We start from the raw sequence: 19,688 nt of genomic DNA, 5'->3' as shown, positions 1-19,688 counted from the left end.
TCATTTCCGTGACGCAAGTCAATGTCATTCGGGGATCGTGCATAATTACCACACTCGCCCAGCCGAAAGAGCCCATGAAAGACCAGGACGCACCGCACATCACGCCCTACACCAAGCCGGCCGCCGGCTGGGACGCCCTGAAACACGTGGCCATCAGCCTGCGCCAGGAAAGGGTCGCGCCCGAGAATCTGAAGGCGCTGCTGGCGCAAAACCAGCCGGACGGCTTCGATTGCCCCGGCTGCGCCTGGCCCGACCGCAACCACGCTTCCACGTTTGCGTTTTGCGAAAACGGCGCCAAGGCCGTCGCCGCCGAAGCGACCAGCCGCCGCGCCGGCCCCGAGCTGTTTGCCAGCCATACCGTCACGCAGCTGCTGCAACAGTCGGACTACGCGCTCGAACAGCACGGCCGCCTGACCGCCCCGATGGTGTACGACGCCGCCAGCGACCGCTATGTGCCGATCTCCTGGGATGACGCCTATGCCCTCGTGGGGCGCCACCTGCGCGCCCTGCCCGACCCGGACCAGGCCGCCTTCTACACGTCGGGCCGCGCCAGCAACGAAGCCGCGTTTTTGTACCAGCTGATGGCGCGCCTGTACGGCACGAATAACTTCCCCGACTGCTCCAACATGTGCCACGAGGCGACCAGCCGCGGCTTGCCAGCCACCGTGGGCATCGGCAAGGGCACGGTGACCCTGGCCGACTTCGAACTGGCCGACACCATCCTCATCTTCGGCCAGAATCCCGCCACCAACCACCCGCGCATGCTGGGCGAACTGCGCGACTGCGCGCGCCGCGGCGGCAGCATCGTCTCCATCAATCCCCTGCGCGAACGGGGCTTGCAGCGTTTCATGGACCCGCAAAGCGCGCTGGAAATGGCGACCCTGGGCAGCACGCGCCTGGCCGGCCTGTTCGTCCAACCGACGCTGGGCGGCGACTTCGCCCTGATCAAGGCCGTCGCCAAACGCGTCGTCGAGCATGACGATGCGGCGCAGGCGGCCAGCGCGCCCGCCGTCATCGACCATGCTTTCATCGCTGAACACTGCAGCGGCTTCGACGCCTTCCGCGACGACCTGCGCGCGGAAAACTGGGAACTGCTGGTGCGGGAGTCGGGCGTGGCGCGCGCGCAGATCGAGGCGTTGACGGATATCTTCGTCAAGGGCCAGCGCATCATCGCCACCTGGGGCATGGGCCTGACGCAGCACAAGCACAGCGTGGCGGCCATCCGCATGCTGTCGAACCTGATGATGCTGCGCGGGCAAATCGGCAAGCCGGGCGCCGGGCTATGCCCAGTGCGCGGCCACTCCAATGTGCAGGGCGACCGCACGGTGGGCATCGAGGAAAAGCCGACGGCGGCCTTCCTCGACCGCCTGGGCCAGGTGTATGGTTTTGCGCCGCCGCGCGCACACGGCCACGACGTGGTGGCCACCATCGCAGCCATGCAGCGCGGCGACGTCAAGGTATTCATTGCGCTGGGCGGCAATTTCGCTGCCGCCACGCCGGACACGCCGCTGACTTTTGCCGCCCTGCGCCAGTGCGCGCTGACGGTGCAGGTGGCCACCAAGCTCAATCGCAGCCACCTGGTCATCGGCAAGGAAGCGCTGCTGCTGCCCACCCTGGGGCGCACGGAAATCGACGTGCAAGGCGGCGTGGCGCAGGGCGTGACGGTGGAAGACTCGATGAGCATGGTGCATATCTCGTACGGCCGCAATGCGCCCGCCGCGCCGCAGCTGCGCTCGGAAGTGGCCATCGTGGCCGGCATGGCCGAAGCGACGGTGGGCAACAGCCTGGTCGACTGGCGCGCCTATGCGGCCGACTATGCGCGCATCCGCGACGACATCGAAAAGGTGTTTGACGATTTTTACGACTACAACGCCAGGGTGGCGCAGCCGGGCGGCTTTCACTTGACGGTGGCGTCGCGCGAGCGCGTGTGGAAGACGGCCAGCGGCAAGGCCAGCTTCCTCGTCGCCCCGCTGGACCTCGATACGCCGCTGCACCGTGCTAGAGCGCGCCATGGCAAGCGCCTGATGGTCCTGATGAGCACACGCTCGCACGACCAGTACAACACCACCATCTACGGCATGGATGACCGCTACCGGGGCGTGTACGGCACGCGCAAGGTCGTCTTTGCCAATGCGGACGATATCGCCATGCTGGGCTTTGCCGATGGCGAGCTGGTGGACTTGATCGGCGCATGGAACGATGGCGTGGCGCGCCGCGCCGATGGCTTCCGTCTCGTCGCCTACGACATCCCGCGCGGCTGCCTGGGCGCATATTACCCGGAGACGAACGCGCTGGTGCCGCTGGCCAGCACGGCCGACGGCGCCGGCACGCCCACGTCGAAGTCCGTGCCCGTGCTGCTGGAACGCAGCGTAAGCTACAAGGTAACGCCGGGCGTGTAATCGACGTAAGCATCCTGGCGGCAGAAACCCGCCAGCTTCATGCCCGCCTGCGTGGCAATGGCAATGGCCAGCGAACTGGGGGCGGAGATCGTCGCCAGCAGCGGAATCTGCATGCGCGCAGCCTTGCGCGCCAGCTCGTAGCTGCCGCGGCTGGACAGGAAAACGAAGCCGCGCCGCATGTCGATACCGTGCAGCGCGAGGTGGCCGATCAGTTTATCGAGGCCGTTGTGTCGGCCGACATCCTCGAACACGTGCACGATATCGCCATCGGGCGTACACCACGCGGCCGCGTGCACGCCGCCCGTCTCCCGCATCAGCGTCTGGTGCTCGCGCAAGCCGGCGGAGGCACGCGCCAGCGCGGCCGGCAGGTCGACGCGGATCAGGGATGGCGGCAGCGGCGCCGGCTGCAAGTCGAGCATGTCGATGCTGTCGATGCCGCACACGCCGCAGCCCGTGCGGCCCGTCAGCTGGCGGCGCCGGTCCTTCAGGCGCACGAAATCTTCCTGGGCGATGCGCAAGGCCACTTCGGCGGAGTCGGGACGCAAAAATACCTCGCAATCGAAGATGGCATCGGCGGAAGCGACCACGCCTTCCGTCAGCGCGAAGCCGTAGGCAAACGCTTCCAGGTCGCGCGGCGTGGCCATCATGACGACGTGGGAAATGCCATTGAAGACCAGCGCGACGGGGATTTCCTCGGCGACGTGGTCGATGGCGGGGGTAGCAGCGCCCGCCTGATGGCGGACGATGGCGCGCTCGACGAAGCCGGCGCGTTCGATCTCTGTATCTTCTGACATGGCAACCATGGGGGAACTTTCACAGGCCCCATGGTAAACCAGAACGGCCAGGCAGGGGGCGGCCCCTGCCCGCTCCATCAATCCTTCTTCGGACGGCCCGTTTTCAGCTGCGGCAAGCCGGCCAGCACGTTTTGCAGGGTAGCCAGGTCGATCTGGCTGATCAGCGCCACGCCGATGCGCAGCAATTCGCTTTTCTTGATTTCGAAACCGGCCTTCAGGCAGGCTTTCTTCACCTGGCCCAGGACTTCGTATTCCGCTTCCGGCATGGTGAAGCTGTCGCGCACCAGTTTCGGCTTGCGGGCTTTTTCCTTGACGGCGGCGACCTTGGCGGCCGGCGCTTTTTTCGCTGGCGCAGGCTTGGCAGCTGGTTTGGCTACCGGTTTGACGGCGGCTTTCGCTGCCGGCTTGGCGGCGGGTTTCGCAGCGACTTTGGCCGCCGGCTTGGCAACGGCTTTCACTGCCGCCTTGGCGGCTGGTTTGGCGACGACGGCCTTGGCCGCCGGCTTGGCGGCTGGCGCCTTGGCAGCGGCAGGCTTGGCGGCGACAGGTTTCGCTGCTACTGGCTTCACTGCTACTGGCTTCACTGCTGCCGGCTTGACGGCGGTTTGGGCCACTGGCTTGACGGCGGCTTTTGCCACCGGCTTGGCAGCAGGCTTGGCGGCCGGTGCTGCCTTGGCCGCTGCCGCGTTGATCGAGGCGCTGGTGGGGAACATCGAAACGGGCGCGGTGTCGGCTTTTTTCGCCGGGACGGTTTTGCTCATGGATTTTCCAATCTAGTAAATAATATAAACAATATATACTGTTTTTTAAAAACTTGCTTGCCACACATCAAGTCATGCACATGGCATGACCCAATGACCCCTTACGCGCTGGCGCGGATGGTGAAATCGACCCCCACCTCGTCCCAGAACTCCTGCTCCTTCTCGATCCAGAACGACACGGTCGGATGGTGCGCCACCCAGCCGCGCTTGATATCGAGCTCGATGCGGTTCTTCATGCGCAGGCGCAGTTCGCTGAAATCGGCTTCAATGCGCGCATGCATGAGCAGGATCGACAGGCGCAGCGCCAGCACGGCCTTGGCGAAATCGGGGTCGGACAGCACTTCTCCGATCTTGCGCAAATTGCCCTTCTGCGCCAGGATCAGCCGGCTCATGGTCTTCTGTTCGCGCGTGGTAAAACCGGGCAAGTCCGCGTTTTCCACGATGTAGGAGGCATGCTTGTGGTAGCCCGTCTGCGACACGGCCAGGCCCACTTCGTGCAGCAGGCTGCTCCAGCGCAGGCATTTCACGAGGGCGTCGGACGTGGGCTTGAGCTGCGCATACATGGCCAGCGCCTGCTCGGCCACCCGGCCGGCGCGCTGCTGGTCGATATGGAACTTCTCCATGCAGCCCTGCACCGACTGCTCGCGGCGGTCGCGCTTGGTCGAGCGCAGGTACAAATCCCACATCACGCCCATGCGCAAACCCGCCTCGATCGGCGTCATGGCGGGAATGGCCAGTTCGCGGAACAGGCCGATCAAGATGGCCAGGCCGCCGACAATGGTGCTGGCGCGGTCGGGCCGCAAGCCGGGCATGTCGATGCGGCTCGTGTGACCGAGTTCGATGAAGCGGCGCGCCAGCGCGTCGAGGCTGGCGCTCGTGAGCAAGCCGTCACCGAGCTTGTTGCGGGCGATGATGTCGGCGATGGTGCGGATGGTGCCGGAAGAGCCGTAGGCCGTCTTCCAGTGCTGCGGATGGTATGGCGGCGCGGCATCCTCGAAATGGCTGCGCGCCGACAGGATGGCCGCCTCGAACGATGGTGCGTCGATGCGCCCGCCGATGAAGAACGACAGGCTTTGCTTGACGGTGCCCAGGCTGAACGACTCGACCCGCTCGATATCGTTGCCGCGCCCCAGTATCAGTTCGGTCGAGCCGCCGCCGATATCCATCACCAGCCGGCGTTCGCCGGGTATGGCCAGCGCATTGGCCACGCCCATGTAGATCAAGCGCCCCTCTTCCTCGCCCGAGATGATCTCGATCGGGTAGCCGATGGCTTGCTCGGCCAGCGGCAGGAAGACGGCGCCGTTGCGCGCCACGCGCATGGCCGACGTGGCCACCACGCGCACGGCATCGAGTTCGAAACCGGCGAGGATGGCGCGAAAGCGCTGCAGGCAGGCCAGCGCGCCCTGCATGGCCGCGTCGGTCAGGTCGCCATTGGCGTCCAGGCCGGCGGCCAGGCGTATCGGGTCGCGCACGCTCTTGACCACGCGGATCGTGTCGCCATCATGCTTGCCGACGTGTAAACGAAAACTGTTGGACCCCAGGTCCACCGCTGCATACATACTGGCCTCTTGTCTTGTCATTGCTATGCCAACTGGAAAAATTGGCGAACTCAGTTGCTAAACTATATAAATCATTTAAACGATTTAAAAATCCTACCACACTACCGCCATCGTATGACAGCGGCGTGACAGGATTGTGACAAAACGGCAGCCGTGCGGCAGCTTAGGGCACGATGGTGGTGAATAAATATACCGCGAAAATCACCAGATGCACCGTGCCCTGCATGACCGTGGTGCGGCCCGTGCCCAGCGACAGGGTGGCCACCATCAGCGACAGCAGCAACAGCACCGTCGACTTGATATCGAGCCCCAGGGTAATCGTCAGGCCCGTGGCCAGCGACACCACGACCACGGCTGGTATCGTCAGGCCGATGCTGGCCAGCGCGGAGCCGAGCGCCAGGTTCAAGCTCGTTTGCAAACGGTTCGCGCGCGCGGCGCGCACGGCGGCCAGGCCTTCTGGCAGCAGTACGATGGCGGCGATGACTATGCCGACCAGGGTTTTCGGCGCGCCCATGGCGGCAATCGCCGTCTCCAGCGCGGGCGCCAGCGACTTGGCCAGCAGCACCACGGCGCCCAGGCACACCAGCAGCGCACCGGCGCTGATCCAGGCGACGGCGGGCGTGGGCGGCGCCGCATGCACCTCTTCATCACCGACCGCTTCCTTGGGCAGGAAGTAATCGCGGTGGCGCACGGTCTGCACCAGCACGAAGGTGCCGTACAGGACCAGCGAGATGACGGCGATGAAGATCAGCTGGCTCGAGTTGTAGTACGGGCCGGCGGCACTCGACGTGTAGTTCGGCAGCACCAGGGTCAGAATGGCGATGGCCGCCAGGGTGGCCAGCGAAGCGCTCACGCCCAGCAGGCCGAAGGTCTGTTCGCGGTGACGCCCGGCGCCCAGCAGCAGGCAGATGCCGACGATGCCGTTCAAAATGATCATGATGGCGGCAAACACGGTGTCGCGCGCCAGGCCCGTCGTTTCCGGTCCGCCGGCCAGCATCAGCGAGACGATCAATGCCACCTCGATCAGGGTCACGGCCAACGCCAGCACCAGGGTACCGTACGGTTCACCGATGCGGTGCGCCACCACTTCCGCATGGTACACGGCGGCCAGCACGCTGCCGATCAGGCCAGCGACCAGCAGGATCTGGTAGGCGCCGCCGACATCGAAGGTGGAACCGAACAGAAATAGCCAGCCGGCAAGCGGGGCGGCAAGCGGCCATACAGGCAGGGATTTAAGAATTTTCATTATGGGCCTGGCAAGAGTAAAAAAGGGGAACTGCGATGCGGACAGCAAAGGACAACAAGGGCAGCCTGGCGTGCATGCCACAGCATAACTTGCCTAGCTTAAATGAAAGTTAGGGAATGCACATGTTCCGGTGACGCCGCCCCGCGCCTGGTTCACCGTTCAATCACCTTGCCGCGGTGCACCTGCCTGACACGAGCAACTATAGTCCCTTTGGTAACATGCCGTTGCAATTTCCTTGTCTTTTTACTTGCTGTTGCCGTCATACTGGAGGAACCGCCTTCGCGACAACGACCAAGGACAAACCATGATTTCACTCAGCAGCGCCGCCATGCGCACCTTCTTCTTCGCGGGCAGCTTGCTGTGCGCCGCCGCGCACGCGGACACGCCGCCAGCGGACGCCGCACAAGTTGACGCGGACTGGGCCACTGCGGCCGCGCCGGCAACAGCGTCAGAGTCACGCTGGCAAGACAGCCTGCCGCCCGCGCCGCCCGTGGCGCCACGCGAAGAAAAGATACTACCCAAAAGTGAATGGCTCACCGTCGAGCCGATGAAAGCGCCCGACCGGCGCTGCGATCCGGGCCTCGATGCCCTGTTCCTGCCCAAGGAATGCGGCAAGGAACCGAGCTGGCTGGGCTCGCACAAGAAATAAGCTGATTTATACGTCCAGGGTGCTGGCGCCCTGCGCCTCGACGACGCGGTTGCGGCCCGCCTGCTTGGCCGATTGCAGCGCCTCGTCGGCCCGCTTGAACAGGCTGACGGTGCTGTCTTCGGCGCGGATGGTGGTCACGCCCAGACTGGCCGTCAGTTGCAGCACGGCGCGCTCCGTCTTGACGGGCAGCGCTTCGACGGCGGCGCGAATGCGCTCGGCCACCATCAGCGCATCGACCAGGGTCGTGCGCGGCAGCTGGATGGCGAATTCGGCGCCGCCCAGGCGGCCCATCAGGTCGCTGTCGCGCAGTTGCTGGCGGCACGTGTCGACGATGGTTTTCAGCACCGCATCGCCCACGGGATGGCCATAGCTGTCGTTGACTCGCTTGAAGTGGTCGATATTGAGCACCACCAGCGCCGTCGGCAAACCGGGCCGGCGCGCCAGCGCCATCCATGGCGCCAGCGCCTGGTAAAAGCCGCGCCGGTTCGGCACGCCCGTGGCCGCATCGAGCACTTCCAGGCGTGCCAGCTCGCCGCCCAGTTTTTCACGCGACAGCAGCAGATAGCCGAAGGCGTTCGTCAGCATCATCAGATACAGGGCGCCGAAGCCGGCCAGCTGCATCAGCTCCGCGTCAAAACCGGGGACGGCGGCGGCCAGCACACCGCGCGCGGCGATCAGCAAGGACAGCAGACCCATGCTGACGACGAGGAAGCGGCGCAGCATGCTCGCCTCGCGCCACTTCAGGCACAGGGCCGCCACGCCGGAGAGGAAGAAACCGGCCACGATCAGCGAACCGCCGGCGCTGCGCAGCAGCGGCGCCACGTCGAACAGGTAGCAGGCGGCAAACAGCGCCACCGACAGGCCCAGCGCCGGCAGCACGGTGCGGCGCCAGCCGCTGCGCCCGGCCGCCTGCCACAGCGCGCCCGCATCGAGCGCCATGCCGGCAAACAGCAGGCTGTTGCCGAGCAGGATGGAAAGGAAATCGGGCAGCACGCCGCGGAAATACAGCAGGCACCAGGCCACGGCCTGGCATTGCTTGGCCACCGCCCAGGTGGACATGCTGAGCGACTTCTTGCGCTCGTACTCGAAGAAGAACAGGGCCGCGCACAGGCTCAGGTTGCCGAGCGCCAGGGCCAGTACCAGGGTCTTGATATCCATGGGCTACGCGATCGATGCGCAGGCGCGCCGCGCCAGGTCAGATTTCGTGTTCGACATTGGTGCTGCCGTCGCCGATCTTGCTGGCCCACGCCTGCACGAAATACTGCTTTTCCACTTCGCTGGGCGCCTCGTGCCAGAACACGATCAGGGTGCCCTTGTGGTCGTGAATCTGCGCCACTTTTTCAATGAATCCGACATTGGCGGCCTGGTCGGCCAGCGCCGCCGCGTAGCCATACACGCGCGTCAGCCGCTCGATGCGGTCAGGCTCCGTGAAACTGTTCGTCGCCGTAATGATGGGGTGATCCAAAAACATGCTTGTCTCCATGGTGCCCGACTGCGCGGCCGTGCCGCCGCGCGCCGTACATATACGCATGCTCGGCGCGGATTAATCGGGTATGCTCACGGGAGCTTATCAGATTTCTCTGAATGCAACAAAGCATCTCCCCCAGCCTACTCAGCGAAGTCGTCCCATGCCGGAAAACAGAAGCACCACCCCACTTGCCCCGCAGGTGCATACCTGTGGCGACCGGCGCCGCCTGGAATTCCAGCCCGGCATGATCCAGAGCGAAATGCTGCTGTCGCGCCCCGACCATCTGCTGCTGCGCTATGCGCGCGCCATGATGTGCTTTACCCTGTTCGTGCCGCGCCCGCGGCACATCCTGATGGTGGGACTGGGCGGCGGTTCGCTGCTGAAATTCTGCCACCGCCACCTGCCCGACACGCGCATCACGGTGCTGGAACTGCGCGCCGACGTGATTGCCCTGCGCGAGCAGTTCATGCTGCCGCCCGACGACGCGCGCCTGCGCATCATCGAGACGGATGCCGTCAGCTACATCCGCCAGCATCCGGGCTGCGCCGACGTGCTGCTGCTCGACGGCTACGACGAAACGGGCTTGCCGCCCGCCCTCGGCAGTGCGCGCTTCTATGCGGACTGCCTGCGCGCCCTGCTGCCCGGCGGCGTGCTGGTGGCCAACCTGTTCAGCTATGACGAGCACTACCCCGCCATGCTGGCGCGGCTGATGCTCACCTTCCGCGGCGCCGTCTGCCACTTCGACGGCATCGCCGGCAATAACCGCATCGTCTTCGCCGCCAAGCCCGGGCAAGGCCAAGGTACCGACGGCCGCGCCGTACGCGTGGTGCGCCTGGTGCGCTGGCGCCGGATGGCCGGCCTGGCATTCCTGAACCGCTTTCTGCCGGCATGGCAATTGTGGCGTTTGCGTCGCCAGTCTGGCGCGGGCAGCGACTGAAAGTCGTCTTCCCCGGCCATAGATATTGTTGCTTATTTGCAGTGTTTTGGTGCAAAATCAGCATGCTGGATGTGGTTTATGACAAACTACGGCCTGCGTGGGGCCGGCAGGCGCCGCCGAACCCAAGTGTCCATGAAGTGAGATAGGAAAAACCATGCTGCGTGGCCGCCTGCCATTGTCGATTTCCGCCGCGGCCGCGCTGACCTTTGCCTGCGGCGTCAGCGTGACGGCCGTGCTGTTCGCCGCCATCAGCCAGCTCGAATACGACAAGATGAGCCTGAGCCTGCAGCAGCGCGCCGGCGCCAGGGTGGCCGCCATCGAGCAGGGACTCGACGATGCGGTCGAGGTGCTGACCACGACGAACCAGCTGTTTGCCGCCGTCGTGCCCGTCACGCGCGAACAATTCCACGACTTCACCACGCCGCTGCTGCGGCGCCACCCGTTCATCCAGGCCTTCAATTTCCACCGCGTCGTGCCGCATGCGCAGCGCGCCGCATTCGAAGCGGAGCTGCGGCGCATCGTGCCCGACTACGCCATGACGGAAATGCGCGATGGCGTCGTCGTGCCCGCAACGACGCGCGCCAGCTACCTGGTGGTGGACTACCTCGAACCCTTGCAGGGCAACGGCCCCGCCTTCGGGCTGAACGTCAGCCCGAACGGCGTGCTGGCGCGCGCGCTGGAACAGGCGATCATCAGCGGTCAGACCACCGCCACCGGCTTGCTGGCCCTGGCGCAAGGACCGCAGCAAGGCTTCGTCATGGTGCATCCCGTGTACCGCCACGGCATGCCCCTGCAGACGGTGCAGCAGCGGCGCGCGGCGCTGATCGGCGATACGGCGGCCGTCATCCTGGCCGGGGAACTGGTGCAGAAAATCCTCGCCGGCGCCGACCTGCTGGGCGACCCGCAACTCGAACTGAGCGTCTACGCGGACGCCAGCGCCGACCCGCGCCAACTGATCTTCCGGCATGGCCAGGCCCCCGTCGATGAAGCAGCCGGCGCCTGGGAATCCTTGCCCCGCTGGCTGCACTTTGCCTACCACAACCATTATGACCGGGCCTTTGCTTCCGCCGGCCGGCCCTGGCACGTGCGCGTGGTGGCCCATCCGCGCCCCTTCCTGGCCGACCACCTTGGCTCCCTGTTCACCCTGATCACGGGCTTGCTGTTCAGCACACTGACGGCCGCCTTCGTGCAGTCGCTGACGCAGCGCTCGCGCCGCGTGCAGCTGCTGGTGGAGCAGCGTACGGCCGACCTCAAGCGCAGCAACGAGCTGCTCAGTGCCGACGTACGGGCGCGCCAGCGCACGGAGCGCGCCCTGCAGGAAAGCGAAAAGCGCTTCCGCCGCCTGCTGGCCCTGTCCTCGGACTGGTACTGGGAACAGGATGCCAACTTCTGCTTCACCCACATCACCAGCGGCTTCACGGACAAGTCGAACATGCCGCTGGAACGCTTCATCGGCATGACGCGCTGGGACAACAACCCGGAAATGCGCAATTCGCGCTGGGGCAAGCAGCATATCGCCAACCTGGAAGCGCACCTGCCCTTTTCCAACCTCGAATATGCGATGCACGACCGCGATGGCCAGCTGCGCTGGTTCAGCATCAATGGCGAGCCGCTGTTCAACGAGCTCGGCGAATTCCGCGGCTACCGGGGCACTGGTTCCGAAATCACGGAACGCAAGCTGGCCGAGCAGCAAATCCAGCACATCGCCCACCACGACGTGCTGACGGGCTTGCCCAACCGCGCCCTGCTGCGCGACCGCCTGGCGCAAGCGATGGCCCTGTCGCGCCGCAAGAACCGCGCGCTGTGGGTACTGTTGATCGACCTCGACCGGTTCAAGTTCGTCAACGACAGCCTTGGCCACAAGGCTGGCGACCTGCTGCTGAAAACCATCGCCACGCGCTTGCAGGCCAGCCTGCGCGAAAGCGATACGGTGGCGCGCCTGTCGGGCGACGAATTCGTCGCCATCCTGTGCGAACAGGCGGACGAAGTGCTCAGCAGCGCCATCGTGCAGCGCGTGATGGATGCCGTGGCCCAGCCGGTACTGTTGGATGGCAAGGAATTTTTCGTCACCTGCAGCATCGGCGTGGCCGTCTACGACATCTCGCGCTACGACGCGCCCGGCGACGTGACCCTGAATGGCGAGACGCAGAACCTGATCGAGCAGGCCGACATCGCCATGTACTGCGCCAAGAAACAGGGCCGCAACAACATCAAGTTCTACACGACGGCCATGAACCAGGCCACCCTGGAGCGCCTGCGCATCGAGACGGCGCTGCGCAACGCGCTCGAACGCGAACAGTTCGTGCTGCATTACCAGCCGCAGGTGGACCTGGCCAGCGGGCGCATCGTCGGCGTGGAAGCGCTGCTGCGCTGGCAGCATCCGGACCTGGGCATGGTGGCGCCGCAGCGCTTCATCGCGCTGGCGGAAGACACGGGCCTGATCGTGCCGATCGGCGCCTGGGTCATGCGCGAAGCGTGCGCGCAGGTGAAACGCTGGCATGCGGCGGGACTCGATACCTTGCGCCTGGCCGTGAACCTGTCGGCGCGCCAGTTCAACGAACCGAACCTGGTCGCCACGATCGCCGAAGTGCTGCTGGAAACGGGCTTGCCGCCCGCCTGCCTGGAACTGGAACTGACGGAAAGCCTGTTCATGCACGACGTGGCGCTGGCCGTCAGCCAGTTGCACGACATGAAGGCGCTGGGGGTGCAGCTGTCGATCGACGACTTCGGCACCGGCTATTCCAGCTTCGCCTACCTGCGCACCTTCCCCATCGACGTGCTGAAGATCGACCGCAGTTTCGTCGGCGACGTGGCGCGCGACGCGGACGACGCGGCCATCGTCGTCTCCATCATCGCTCTGGCGCACAACTTGAAACTGCGCGTGGTGGCCGAAGGCGTGGAAACGGCCGAGCAGCTAGATTACCTGCGCCGCCATGGCTGCGACGAGGCGCAAGGCTATTACTTCAGCCACCCGCTGCCCGCGCACGAAGTGGAAGCGCTGCTGCATACGGCGGTGCAGGACAGCGGCGTCCTGTCCTGAGCGTACGGCGCGGGCCTTACAGCTTCTGCTGCAGGAATTCGAGGAAGCAGCTGATGCGCTGCGCCAGCTGCGTGTTGCGGTAGTAGACGGCGTGAATCTGCTGGCGGTAGCCCGTATAGAACGGCTGCAGCACTTTCACCAGGCGGCCGGCCGCGATGTCGTCCTTCGTCATGAAGTCGGACAGGCAGACGATGCCCTGGTCCTGCAGCGCCAGCTGGCGCAGGGTTTCGCCGCTGGAGGCGGCCAGCGCGGGCATGATCTGCAGGCTGTTGCCCGCTTCGTGGCGCAGCGGCCAGTTGTTGCCCAGGTCATACTGAGCAAAGCCCAGCAGCGCGTGGCCGGACAGCGCTTCCGGCGTAGCCGGTTCGCCATGGCGCGCCAGATAGGCGGGCGTGGCCAGCACGTGCAGCGGGCTGGCAGTCAAGGCGCGCGCATGCAGGGTCGAATCGACCAGGGCGCCGATGCGGATGGCGATGTCGGTGCGGTGTTCGAGCAGATCGGCGATCTGGTCGTTGCTGGTCAGTTCCAGGCGGATGTCCGGATACATGGCGCGAAATTCGGCCACGTGCGGCACCACGCAATGGAGCATGAAGGGCGAGGCGGCATCGACGGACAAGCGCCCGGCCGGCTTCTGGCGGCGGATGCGGATCGATTCCTCCACGTCTTCCATCGAGGCGAGAATGGCGCGCGCCTTGTCCAGGAACAACTGCCCTTCTTCCGTCAACTCCATCCTGCGCGTGGTGCGCGTCAGCAAAGAGGTGGCCAGCTTGTCTTCCAGCCGCGACAGGGCACGGCTGACGCCCGACGTGGTTTGCCCCAGGTGCACGGCGGCCGCGCTCAGGGTGCCGCTGTCGATGACGGTGACGAAGATTTTCAGGTCGTCAGAATTGATATCCATTGTTGCCTTATTATTGCCGCATTGTTGCGCGATCTTCACATATCGCGCCATTATAATGGAACCATGGCAACAGTGAGGGCAGGCAACAACGTCAGGCAACGTAGAACAAAATGGCGACAAAGTGGCAGCTACTGCCGGCCAGCACGAACAGATGCCAGATGCCGTGGCCATGGCGCAGCTTGTGGTCGGTGGCATAGAAAGCGATGCCGCCCGTGTAGCACAGCCCGCCCGCCACCAGCCACAGGAAACCGTTCCACTCGAGCGCCGCCAGCAGCGGCTTGATGCCGACGACGATCAGCCAGCCCATGGCCACGTAAATCACCAGCGACAGGATGCGCGCGCCTTTCGCGTACACATATTCCTGCACGATGCCAAACAGGGCCAGGCCCCAGACGACGCCGAACAGCGACCAGCCCCACGGCCCGCGCAGGGTCACCAGCATGAAGGGCGTGTAGGTGCCCGCGATGAGCAGGTAGATGGCGCAGTGGTCGAGCCGCTGCAGCACGGCCTTGGCCTTTCCGCGCACGCTGTGGTACAGGGTGGACGTCAGGTACAAGGTCAGCAGCATGGCCGCATACACGCTGCAGCTGACGATTTTCCACGGGTCGCCCGTGCGGGCTGCCACGACGATCAGGATGACGCCGCCGATGGCCGCCAGCGCGGCGCCCACCGTATGGGAAATGCTGTTGAAGCGTTCGCCTTGGTACATGGCTTAATACCGCTTTGCCAAGACACAGCAGACACCCGGGGTCAGACCCGCCGGGTCTGACCCCAGCTTTACTCTGCGGGGTTCAATCAAGCCGCTTCCGCCTTCTTGCGCGCGGGACGGCGCGCCGGCGTCTTGGCTGGCTTGTCTTCGGCCACAGACGCCAGTTCGACCGGAGCAGGCTCGATGACAGTTTCCGATTCCACGGCTTCAGCCGCCTTCTTGGCCGGCTTCTTCGCCGCTGCCGCCTTGCGGGCCGGCGTACGCGGCTTGGCCTTCGGCTTCGCTTCGGCGACGGCTTCCACGATCGCTTCCACTACCGGCTCAGGCATGGCTTCCACAGGAGCGACTTCGACAACTTCGGCGCGCGCTTCGCGGGCACCATCGCCATTCTTGCGGCCACCGCGGCCATTGCGGCGCGAACCGCGCTTGGCGTTGCCTTCTTCCGCCACCACCTCGGCGGCGGCTTCGGCTACTTCGTGTTGTACTTCCGACTGCAGCGCCGGCGCATACTGCTCGACGACTGCTTCGGCGTCGGCCACCGGCACGAAGGCCTGTGGCGCGGACTCGCCGCGGCGCTGTTCGTTCTGCTTGCGGCCGCCACGTCCATTGCGGCGCGAATCGCGGCGGCTGCCGCCTTCGCGCTGATTGCCCTCTTCCGCCGCCAGGCCGGTCTCGCCGGTGACGATGGCTTCGCTGGCCACTTCTCCGTTCACGGGCGCGGCGACAGGCACCAGGCCGCTGCTGCGGTAGACATAGGCGCCCGATTTTTCATCGCGGCCAAATTCCAGCAAGCCGCGCGTCTGCGCTTCTTCCAGCAGGTTGCCGAAGGTGCGGAAACCGTAGTACGACTCGCTGAAGTCCGGCTTGCGGCGCTTGATCGCTTCTTTCAGCATTGAGGCCCATATCTTGCCGCTGTCGCCGCGCTCCGAGACCAGCGCATCGAAGGTGGCAACGGCCATCTCGATCGCTTCCGTCTTGCGCGACTCGTATTTTTCCTTGCGGCGCACTTCTTCGTCGGGCGAACGCTTGGCGGCCGGGGTTTCGCGTGCATCGCGCTTGGCGGCCGTGCGGCGGCTCTCGCGCACCAGGTCATCGTAGAAAATGAATTCGTCGCAGTTCGCCACCAGCAGGTCGGAAGTCGACTGCTTGACGCCCACGCCGATCACCTGCTTGGCGTTTTCGCGCAGTTTCGACACGAGCGGCGAAAAGTCGGAATCGCCGCTGATGATAACGAAGGTGTTGACGTGAGCCTTGGTGTAGCACAGGTCCAGCGCATCGACCACCAGGCGGATGTCGGCCGAATTCTTGCCCGACTGGCGCACGTGGGGAATTTCGATCAGCTCGAAGTTCGCTTCGTGCATGGTGCCCTTGAAACTTTTATAACGGTCCCAGTCGCAATATGCCTTCTTGACAACGATGCTGCCCTTGAGCAGCAAGCGTTCGAGGATGGGCTTGATATCGAATTTTTCGTAATTTGCATCTCGCACGCCGAGCGCAACGTTCTCGAAGTCGCAAAACACGGCCATGCTGAGGTTTTCTGGGGATGACGCCATAAGGGTGAATTCTCGCTGATGATAAGGGCGGACGGGAAGCGCAACGCCTCCCTTTTCCCCTAGTATATTCGCCCATCCCCCGTTTCGGCGACAACTATCGTGCGCGGCAGCCTATTGCGCGCCGCCGGCGGCGCTCGCGCTGGCGCCGTCGACGGGCCAAACGACGCTTTCATCGACCGAATACAGCTGGCACGGCACGCTGCTGCGCCGCTGGCACGAAGCGAGCGCACGCACATCGGGGCTTTCGCCCTCCTCGGCCCAGGCCCAGGCACCGCTGGCCGACAGGGCGAAGGCGCGCGGCGCGGTTTTCTCGAGGAAGTCGCGGTAGCCCGCACGCCCCTGCTCTTCCAGATAGGGCACGGCGGCGATATCGTCCTGCGGCGCGAAATGCGTGGCGGGCGGCGACGGCGCATCGGCCACGCGGTAGACCTGGCGCACCGGCATGCCGATTTTCTGCAGGAAGCGCTCGGTGGCCGGCAGCCACACGGCCACCCCGTCGCGGCTACCCAGGGTCAGGTGGGCATCGCGCTTGAACGGGCCATAGGCGACCAGTTGCGCCTGGCCGCCGGAACCCGTGAACGAGCGAAACAGCCGCTGCGCCAGGACCGGCCCGAAATAGGAATCGTTGGCGCCATACAGCCACAGACTGGGAATATGGTTGTACGCGCCCAGGGTGGCAAAGGTCTTCGCCAGCGCCCCTTGCCAATCGCAGCCGGGCATGTCGACGCGCAAGCCGCCGGAAAAATTGAGCACGCCGCGCACGCCGGGCACCACCCGGGTGGCCAGCGCCAGCGCCGCCATGCCGCCGTACGACTGGCCCGCGACAACGATGCGCTGCGGGTCGACCCAGCTCTGGCGGCGCGCATACGCAAGCGCGGCCAGCATGTCGCGCGCCTGGCCCTGGGCGTTGCCCAGCATGTCGCAGCCGAAATCGCGGTAGGCCCCCGTGGAACGGGCAAAGCCGGCGCGCATGGGCAGCATCACCGCATAGCCGCGGCGCACGAATTCCGTGGCCATATAGATAAAGCGCTCGCGCTGCTGCAACCGGGCCGGGCCGACCTGCTTGCCATGATTCATCAGCAGCAGGGGGAACGGGCCGGGGCCGGCGGGACGGAACACCGTCGTCTCCAGCACCTCGCGCAAACCGTCGCCGGCCGGCACCATGATGACTTGCTCGTTCAGGCGAGCGTCGAGCGGCAACGGCGAGGGGACAAGCTGGGCTTTCAGTGGCAGACAAGGCAGGCTGAGCAGCAAACCCAGCAAAATGGGGCGAAACAGGTGAAAAATAGCGGGCTCCGTGGATGACTTCCCTGCCAGTCTAGACAGTGAAATGCCACAGGGCAATATAAAAAAATTACGTGAGACACATATTTTTTGCGGCAATCACCTGCGGGCAAATTGTTGCCTTGCACCAACCACTTTTCCTGTTGACGGGAGTACACTGGGCGCCTACTGAAGGAGTTGCCATGTCCATATCCGCCCTTACCACCGGTACCTCGGGGCTGACCGCCAACCAGCGCGCGCTGGATGTGGCCGCCAACAATATCGCCAATGCGAATACGCCGGGCTTCCAGCCGCAACAAGCCCAGTTCCAGGAAACCAGCCCGGCCGGCACGGGCGTCACCCTGTCCGTCGAAGGACGCAAGCTGGCTGCCAGCGAAAGCGTCAGCGGCGCCAATGCGAATGCGGCCAAGGCGGCCGAAAGCCGGCCAAACGGCGTGGGCCTGGCGTCCGAACTGACGGATAACCTCGTCTACAAGGCTGGTTTCAACCTGTCGGCGAATGTCGTCAAGGCAGCCGACCAGGCCCTGGGCAGCCTGATCGACGTCAAGACCTGAACCGCAGGGCTATCGACTAGGTAGCCTGGTTTTTCATTTCCAGCGCTAGCGGCGCCATGGCCGGCCGGATCAGCGCCAGCAGCCGTTCGGCGGAAATACCGTCGCGCGCCTGCACCGACAAGCCATGCAGCAAGGCCGCATAGTAGTCGCCCAGCGCCTGCACGTCTGCTTCCGCTTTTAACTCTCCCGCCAGTTGCGCCGCGCGCAGGCGCTCGATGAGGGCTTGCGTCCGCGCACGGCGGTGCTGCGCCAGCCAGTCGGCGATGCCCTCGTTTTCCGCGCTCGTATTTGTGGCGGCCGTGACCACCATGCAGCCTTGCGGCTGGCCGCCGCGCGTGTACAGCAGCACGGCTTCTTCCAGCATGCGCGCCACCGCGTCGCGCACATTCAGGCTGGCCGCCAGCGCGTGCACGGCGAACGCGCCCTCGCCCGTTTCATACAATTCCACGGCTTCGCGGAACAGCTGCTCCTTCGAGCCGAACGCCGCATAGATGCGCGCCGAGGCGATGCCCAGCGCCGCCACCAGGTCGGCCATTGACACGCCCTCGTAGCCGCGCGTCCAGAACGCGTCGCGCGCTTTTGCCAGCGCCAGCGCGCGGTCGAATTCCCTCGGTCTTCCTGCCATTTTTATCCTCTGCTTGCGAACTGGCGGCCAGTATAACGCCTGGCACCCGCAGCGCATTCGCGATTTATTTTGCATGGCCGCCTTGACCGTGCCAACAATTTCGCCTATTCTTTGTCGATCGACAAACAATAGGAGCCGATATGAAGACCATCCAAGGACCGAGCCTGCACCTGGCCCAATTCGCCGCCGACACGGCGCCCTTCAACACCCTGCCCGCCATCGCCGCATGGGCGGCCAGCATGGGCTTCAAGGCCCTGCAGATTCCCGCCTGGGATGCGCGCCTGTTCGACGTGGCGCAGGCCGCGCACAGCCAGCAATACTGCGACGATCTGGTCGCCATGCTGGCCGGCCATGGCCTCGTCATCAGCGAACTGACGACGCACATCTTCGGCCAGTTGGTGGCCGTGCATCCGGCCTATGACGCGCTGTGCGACAGCTTCGCGCCGGCACACCTGCATGGCCAGCCAGAAGCGCGCACGGCGTGGGCCATCGAGCAGGTAAAACTGGCGGCCATGGCCTCGAAACGCCTGGGCCTCACGGACATGGGCACGTTTTCCGGCTCGTTCGCCTGGCCCTACCTGTTCCCGTTCCCGCAGCGCCCGCCCGGCCTGATCGAAACGGCCTTCGATGAACTGGCGCGCCGCTGGCTGCCCATCCTCGACGTATGCGAGGAACAGGGCATCAACCTGTGCTACGAGATCCACCCGAGCGAAGACCTGCATGACGGCATCAGCTTCGAGATGTTTTATGAACGCGTGGGCCGCCACCCGCGCTGCAAGATGCTGTTCGATCCCAGCCACTTCGTGCTGCAGCAGCTCAATTACCTGGAATTCATCGACATCTACAAGGACCACATCCGCATGTTCCATGTGAAGGATGCGGAATTCAATCCGACGGGACGGCAGGGCATTTACGGCGGCTACCAGTCGTGGGAAAACCGCGCCGGGCGTTTCCGTTCGCTCGGCGACGGCCAGGTCGACTTCAAGGCGATCTTCTCGAAGATGGCGCAAAACGACTACGCGGGCTGGGCCACGCTGGAATGGGAGTGCTGCCTGAAAGACCAGGAGGTGGGCGCGCGCGAAGGCGTGGCCTTCATCAATGCCCACATCATTCCCGTGACCGACAAGATCTTCGACGACTTCGCCGGCGCCCCCGTCAGCGCGCAACAGATCCATCAATTGCTGGGCATCCGGCACAACTAATCAAGGAAAC

The 19,688-nt window shown here is 64.9% G+C and carries 17 protein-coding genes; 6 read left to right on the top strand and 11 right to left on the bottom strand.

Going from position 1 to position 19,688, the window contains the following annotated elements; genetic code table 11:
* The first annotated feature begins 74 nt into the window (after window positions 1–74).
* Window positions 75–2,399 (top strand): FdhF/YdeP family oxidoreductase, encoded by a 2,325-nt coding sequence (locus tag AC4BCN_RS12115; protein ID WP_490493391.1) that lies wholly within the window; start codon window positions 75–77, stop codon window positions 2,397–2,399.
* Here the strand turns inward: AC4BCN_RS12115 and fdhD are convergent.
* The 4 genes from fdhD to AC4BCN_RS12095 form a co-directional block, all read right to left on the bottom strand.
* Window positions 2,375–3,202: a formate dehydrogenase accessory sulfurtransferase FdhD gene (gene fdhD, locus AC4BCN_RS12110; protein WP_128139719.1), complete on the bottom strand. Its 828-nt coding sequence runs from the start codon at window positions 3,200–3,202 to the stop codon at window positions 2,375–2,377. The two genes, AC4BCN_RS12115 and fdhD, sit on opposite strands and share 25 nt — an antisense overlap.
* A gap of 68 nt (window positions 3,203–3,270) precedes the next feature.
* On the bottom strand, window positions 3,271–3,954 hold the full coding sequence (locus AC4BCN_RS12105) for a hypothetical protein (RefSeq protein WP_490493390.1): 684 nt from the start codon (window positions 3,952–3,954) through the stop codon (window positions 3,271–3,273).
* Window positions 3,955–4,055: 101 nt separating this feature from the next.
* The gene (locus tag AC4BCN_RS12100; RefSeq protein WP_139092521.1) at window positions 4,056–5,513 is read right to left on the bottom strand and encodes a Ppx/GppA phosphatase family protein; all 1,458 of its coding nucleotides are present in this window, start codon (window positions 5,511–5,513) and stop codon (window positions 4,056–4,058) included.
* 163 nt (window positions 5,514–5,676) lie between these two features.
* A complete protein-coding gene (locus tag AC4BCN_RS12095) occupies window positions 5,677–6,759 on the bottom strand; it encodes a calcium:cation antiporter (RefSeq protein ID WP_128139721.1) in 1,083 nt (360 codons plus the stop codon).
* Window positions 6,760–7,063: 304 nt separating this feature from the next.
* On the opposite strand from AC4BCN_RS12095, the gene AC4BCN_RS12090 reads away from it, so the two are divergent.
* On the top strand, window positions 7,064–7,408 hold the full coding sequence (locus AC4BCN_RS12090) for a hypothetical protein (protein WP_490493389.1): 345 nt from the start codon (window positions 7,064–7,066) through the stop codon (window positions 7,406–7,408).
* 6 nt (window positions 7,409–7,414) lie between these two features.
* On the opposite strand, the gene AC4BCN_RS12085 is transcribed toward AC4BCN_RS12090, so the two are convergent.
* On the bottom strand, window positions 7,415–8,566 hold the full coding sequence (locus AC4BCN_RS12085; protein WP_128139723.1) for a GGDEF domain-containing protein: 1,152 nt from the start codon (window positions 8,564–8,566) through the stop codon (window positions 7,415–7,417).
* A 37-nt stretch (window positions 8,567–8,603) separates the two neighbouring features.
* Window positions 8,604–8,879 (bottom strand): hypothetical protein, encoded by a 276-nt coding sequence (locus tag AC4BCN_RS12080; protein ID WP_034757372.1) that lies wholly within the window; start codon window positions 8,877–8,879, stop codon window positions 8,604–8,606.
* 157 nt (window positions 8,880–9,036) lie between these two features.
* Here AC4BCN_RS12080 and AC4BCN_RS12075 point away from each other — a divergent pair, with 157 nt between their 5' ends.
* Together AC4BCN_RS12075 and AC4BCN_RS12070 are read left to right on the top strand one after the other, a co-directional pair.
* Window positions 9,037–9,813: a spermine/spermidine synthase domain-containing protein gene (locus AC4BCN_RS12075; protein WP_128139724.1), complete on the top strand. Its 777-nt coding sequence runs from the start codon at window positions 9,037–9,039 to the stop codon at window positions 9,811–9,813.
* Between the two features lie 154 nt (window positions 9,814–9,967).
* Window positions 9,968–12,853, top strand: a complete 2,886-nt coding sequence (locus tag AC4BCN_RS12070; RefSeq protein ID WP_490493388.1) for a bifunctional diguanylate cyclase/phosphodiesterase — start codon at window positions 9,968–9,970, stop codon at window positions 12,851–12,853.
* Between the two features lie 16 nt (window positions 12,854–12,869).
* Here the strand turns inward: AC4BCN_RS12070 and AC4BCN_RS12065 are convergent, their stop codons facing one another.
* From AC4BCN_RS12065 to AC4BCN_RS12050, 4 genes are all read right to left on the bottom strand, one after another.
* Window positions 12,870–13,751 carry a LysR substrate-binding domain-containing protein gene (locus AC4BCN_RS12065; RefSeq protein WP_490493387.1) on the bottom strand — a complete coding sequence of 294 codons (882 nt, stop codon included), beginning with the start codon at window positions 13,749–13,751 and terminating at the stop codon, window positions 12,870–12,872.
* Window positions 13,752–13,842: 91 nt separating this feature from the next.
* Window positions 13,843–14,460, bottom strand: a complete 618-nt coding sequence (gene trhA, locus AC4BCN_RS12060) for a PAQR family membrane homeostasis protein TrhA (protein ID WP_490493386.1) — start codon at window positions 14,458–14,460, stop codon at window positions 13,843–13,845.
* Window positions 14,461–14,546: 86 nt separating this feature from the next.
* Window positions 14,547–16,013, bottom strand: a complete 1,467-nt coding sequence (locus AC4BCN_RS12055) for an NYN domain-containing protein (RefSeq protein ID WP_490493385.1) — start codon at window positions 16,011–16,013, stop codon at window positions 14,547–14,549.
* A gap of 111 nt (window positions 16,014–16,124) precedes the next feature.
* Window positions 16,125–17,276, bottom strand: coding sequence for a dienelactone hydrolase family protein (locus AC4BCN_RS12050; RefSeq protein WP_189396706.1), 1,152 nt, complete (start codon window positions 17,274–17,276; stop codon window positions 16,125–16,127).
* Between the two features lie 203 nt (window positions 17,277–17,479).
* On the opposite strand from AC4BCN_RS12050, the gene AC4BCN_RS12045 reads away from it, so the two are divergent.
* The gene (locus AC4BCN_RS12045; RefSeq protein WP_128139728.1) at window positions 17,480–17,851 is read left to right on the top strand and encodes a flagellar basal body protein; all 372 of its coding nucleotides are present in this window, start codon (window positions 17,480–17,482) and stop codon (window positions 17,849–17,851) included.
* Between the two features lie 16 nt (window positions 17,852–17,867).
* Here the strand turns inward: AC4BCN_RS12045 and AC4BCN_RS12040 are convergent, their stop codons facing one another.
* The gene (locus AC4BCN_RS12040) at window positions 17,868–18,476 is read right to left on the bottom strand and encodes a TetR/AcrR family transcriptional regulator (protein WP_490493384.1); all 609 of its coding nucleotides are present in this window, start codon (window positions 18,474–18,476) and stop codon (window positions 17,868–17,870) included.
* A gap of 140 nt (window positions 18,477–18,616) precedes the next feature.
* On the opposite strand from AC4BCN_RS12040, the gene AC4BCN_RS12035 reads away from it, so the two are divergent.
* Window positions 18,617–19,678, top strand: a complete 1,062-nt coding sequence (locus AC4BCN_RS12035) for a sugar phosphate isomerase/epimerase family protein (protein WP_128139730.1) — start codon at window positions 18,617–18,619, stop codon at window positions 19,676–19,678.
* Window positions 19,679–19,688: the final 10 nt, after the last annotated feature.

Source organism: Janthinobacterium sp. Bl 1, from assembly GCF_058215535.1.
Note: the sequence above shows the minus strand (reverse complement) of the source record. Positions and strands in the feature narration are given on the sequence as shown.

Coding starts and splice junctions, on each gene's coding strand:
- AC4BCN_RS12095 (WP_128139721.1), bottom strand. CDS start 6,759: ATGAAAATTCTTAAATCCCTGCCTGTATGGCCGCTTGCCGCCCCGCTT.
- AC4BCN_RS12040 (WP_490493384.1), bottom strand. CDS start 18,476: ATGGCAGGAAGACCGAGGGAATTCGACCGCGCGCTGGCGCTGGCAAAA.
- AC4BCN_RS12100 (WP_139092521.1), bottom strand. CDS start 5,513: ATGTATGCAGCGGTGGACCTGGGGTCCAACAGTTTTCGTTTACACGTC.
- AC4BCN_RS12055 (WP_490493385.1), bottom strand. CDS start 16,013: ATGGCGTCATCCCCAGAAAACCTCAGCATGGCCGTGTTTTGCGACTTC.
- AC4BCN_RS12075 (WP_128139724.1), top strand. CDS start 9,037: ATGCCGGAAAACAGAAGCACCACCCCACTTGCCCCGCAGGTGCATACC.
- AC4BCN_RS12065 (WP_490493387.1), bottom strand. CDS start 13,751: ATGGATATCAATTCTGACGACCTGAAAATCTTCGTCACCGTCATCGAC.
- AC4BCN_RS12045 (WP_128139728.1), top strand. CDS start 17,480: ATGTCCATATCCGCCCTTACCACCGGTACCTCGGGGCTGACCGCCAAC.
- AC4BCN_RS12080 (WP_034757372.1), bottom strand. CDS start 8,879: ATGTTTTTGGATCACCCCATCATTACGGCGACGAACAGTTTCACGGAG.
- AC4BCN_RS12115 (WP_490493391.1), top strand. CDS start 75: ATGAAAGACCAGGACGCACCGCACATCACGCCCTACACCAAGCCGGCC.
- AC4BCN_RS12085 (WP_128139723.1), bottom strand. CDS start 8,566: ATGGATATCAAGACCCTGGTACTGGCCCTGGCGCTCGGCAACCTGAGC.
- AC4BCN_RS12090 (WP_490493389.1), top strand. CDS start 7,064: ATGATTTCACTCAGCAGCGCCGCCATGCGCACCTTCTTCTTCGCGGGC.
- fdhD (WP_128139719.1), bottom strand. CDS start 3,202: ATGGTTGCCATGTCAGAAGATACAGAGATCGAACGCGCCGGCTTCGTC.
- trhA (WP_490493386.1), bottom strand. CDS start 14,460: ATGTACCAAGGCGAACGCTTCAACAGCATTTCCCATACGGTGGGCGCC.
- AC4BCN_RS12070 (WP_490493388.1), top strand. CDS start 9,968: ATGCTGCGTGGCCGCCTGCCATTGTCGATTTCCGCCGCGGCCGCGCTG.
- AC4BCN_RS12105 (WP_490493390.1), bottom strand. CDS start 3,954: ATGAGCAAAACCGTCCCGGCGAAAAAAGCCGACACCGCGCCCGTTTCG.
- AC4BCN_RS12035 (WP_128139730.1), top strand. CDS start 18,617: ATGAAGACCATCCAAGGACCGAGCCTGCACCTGGCCCAATTCGCCGCC.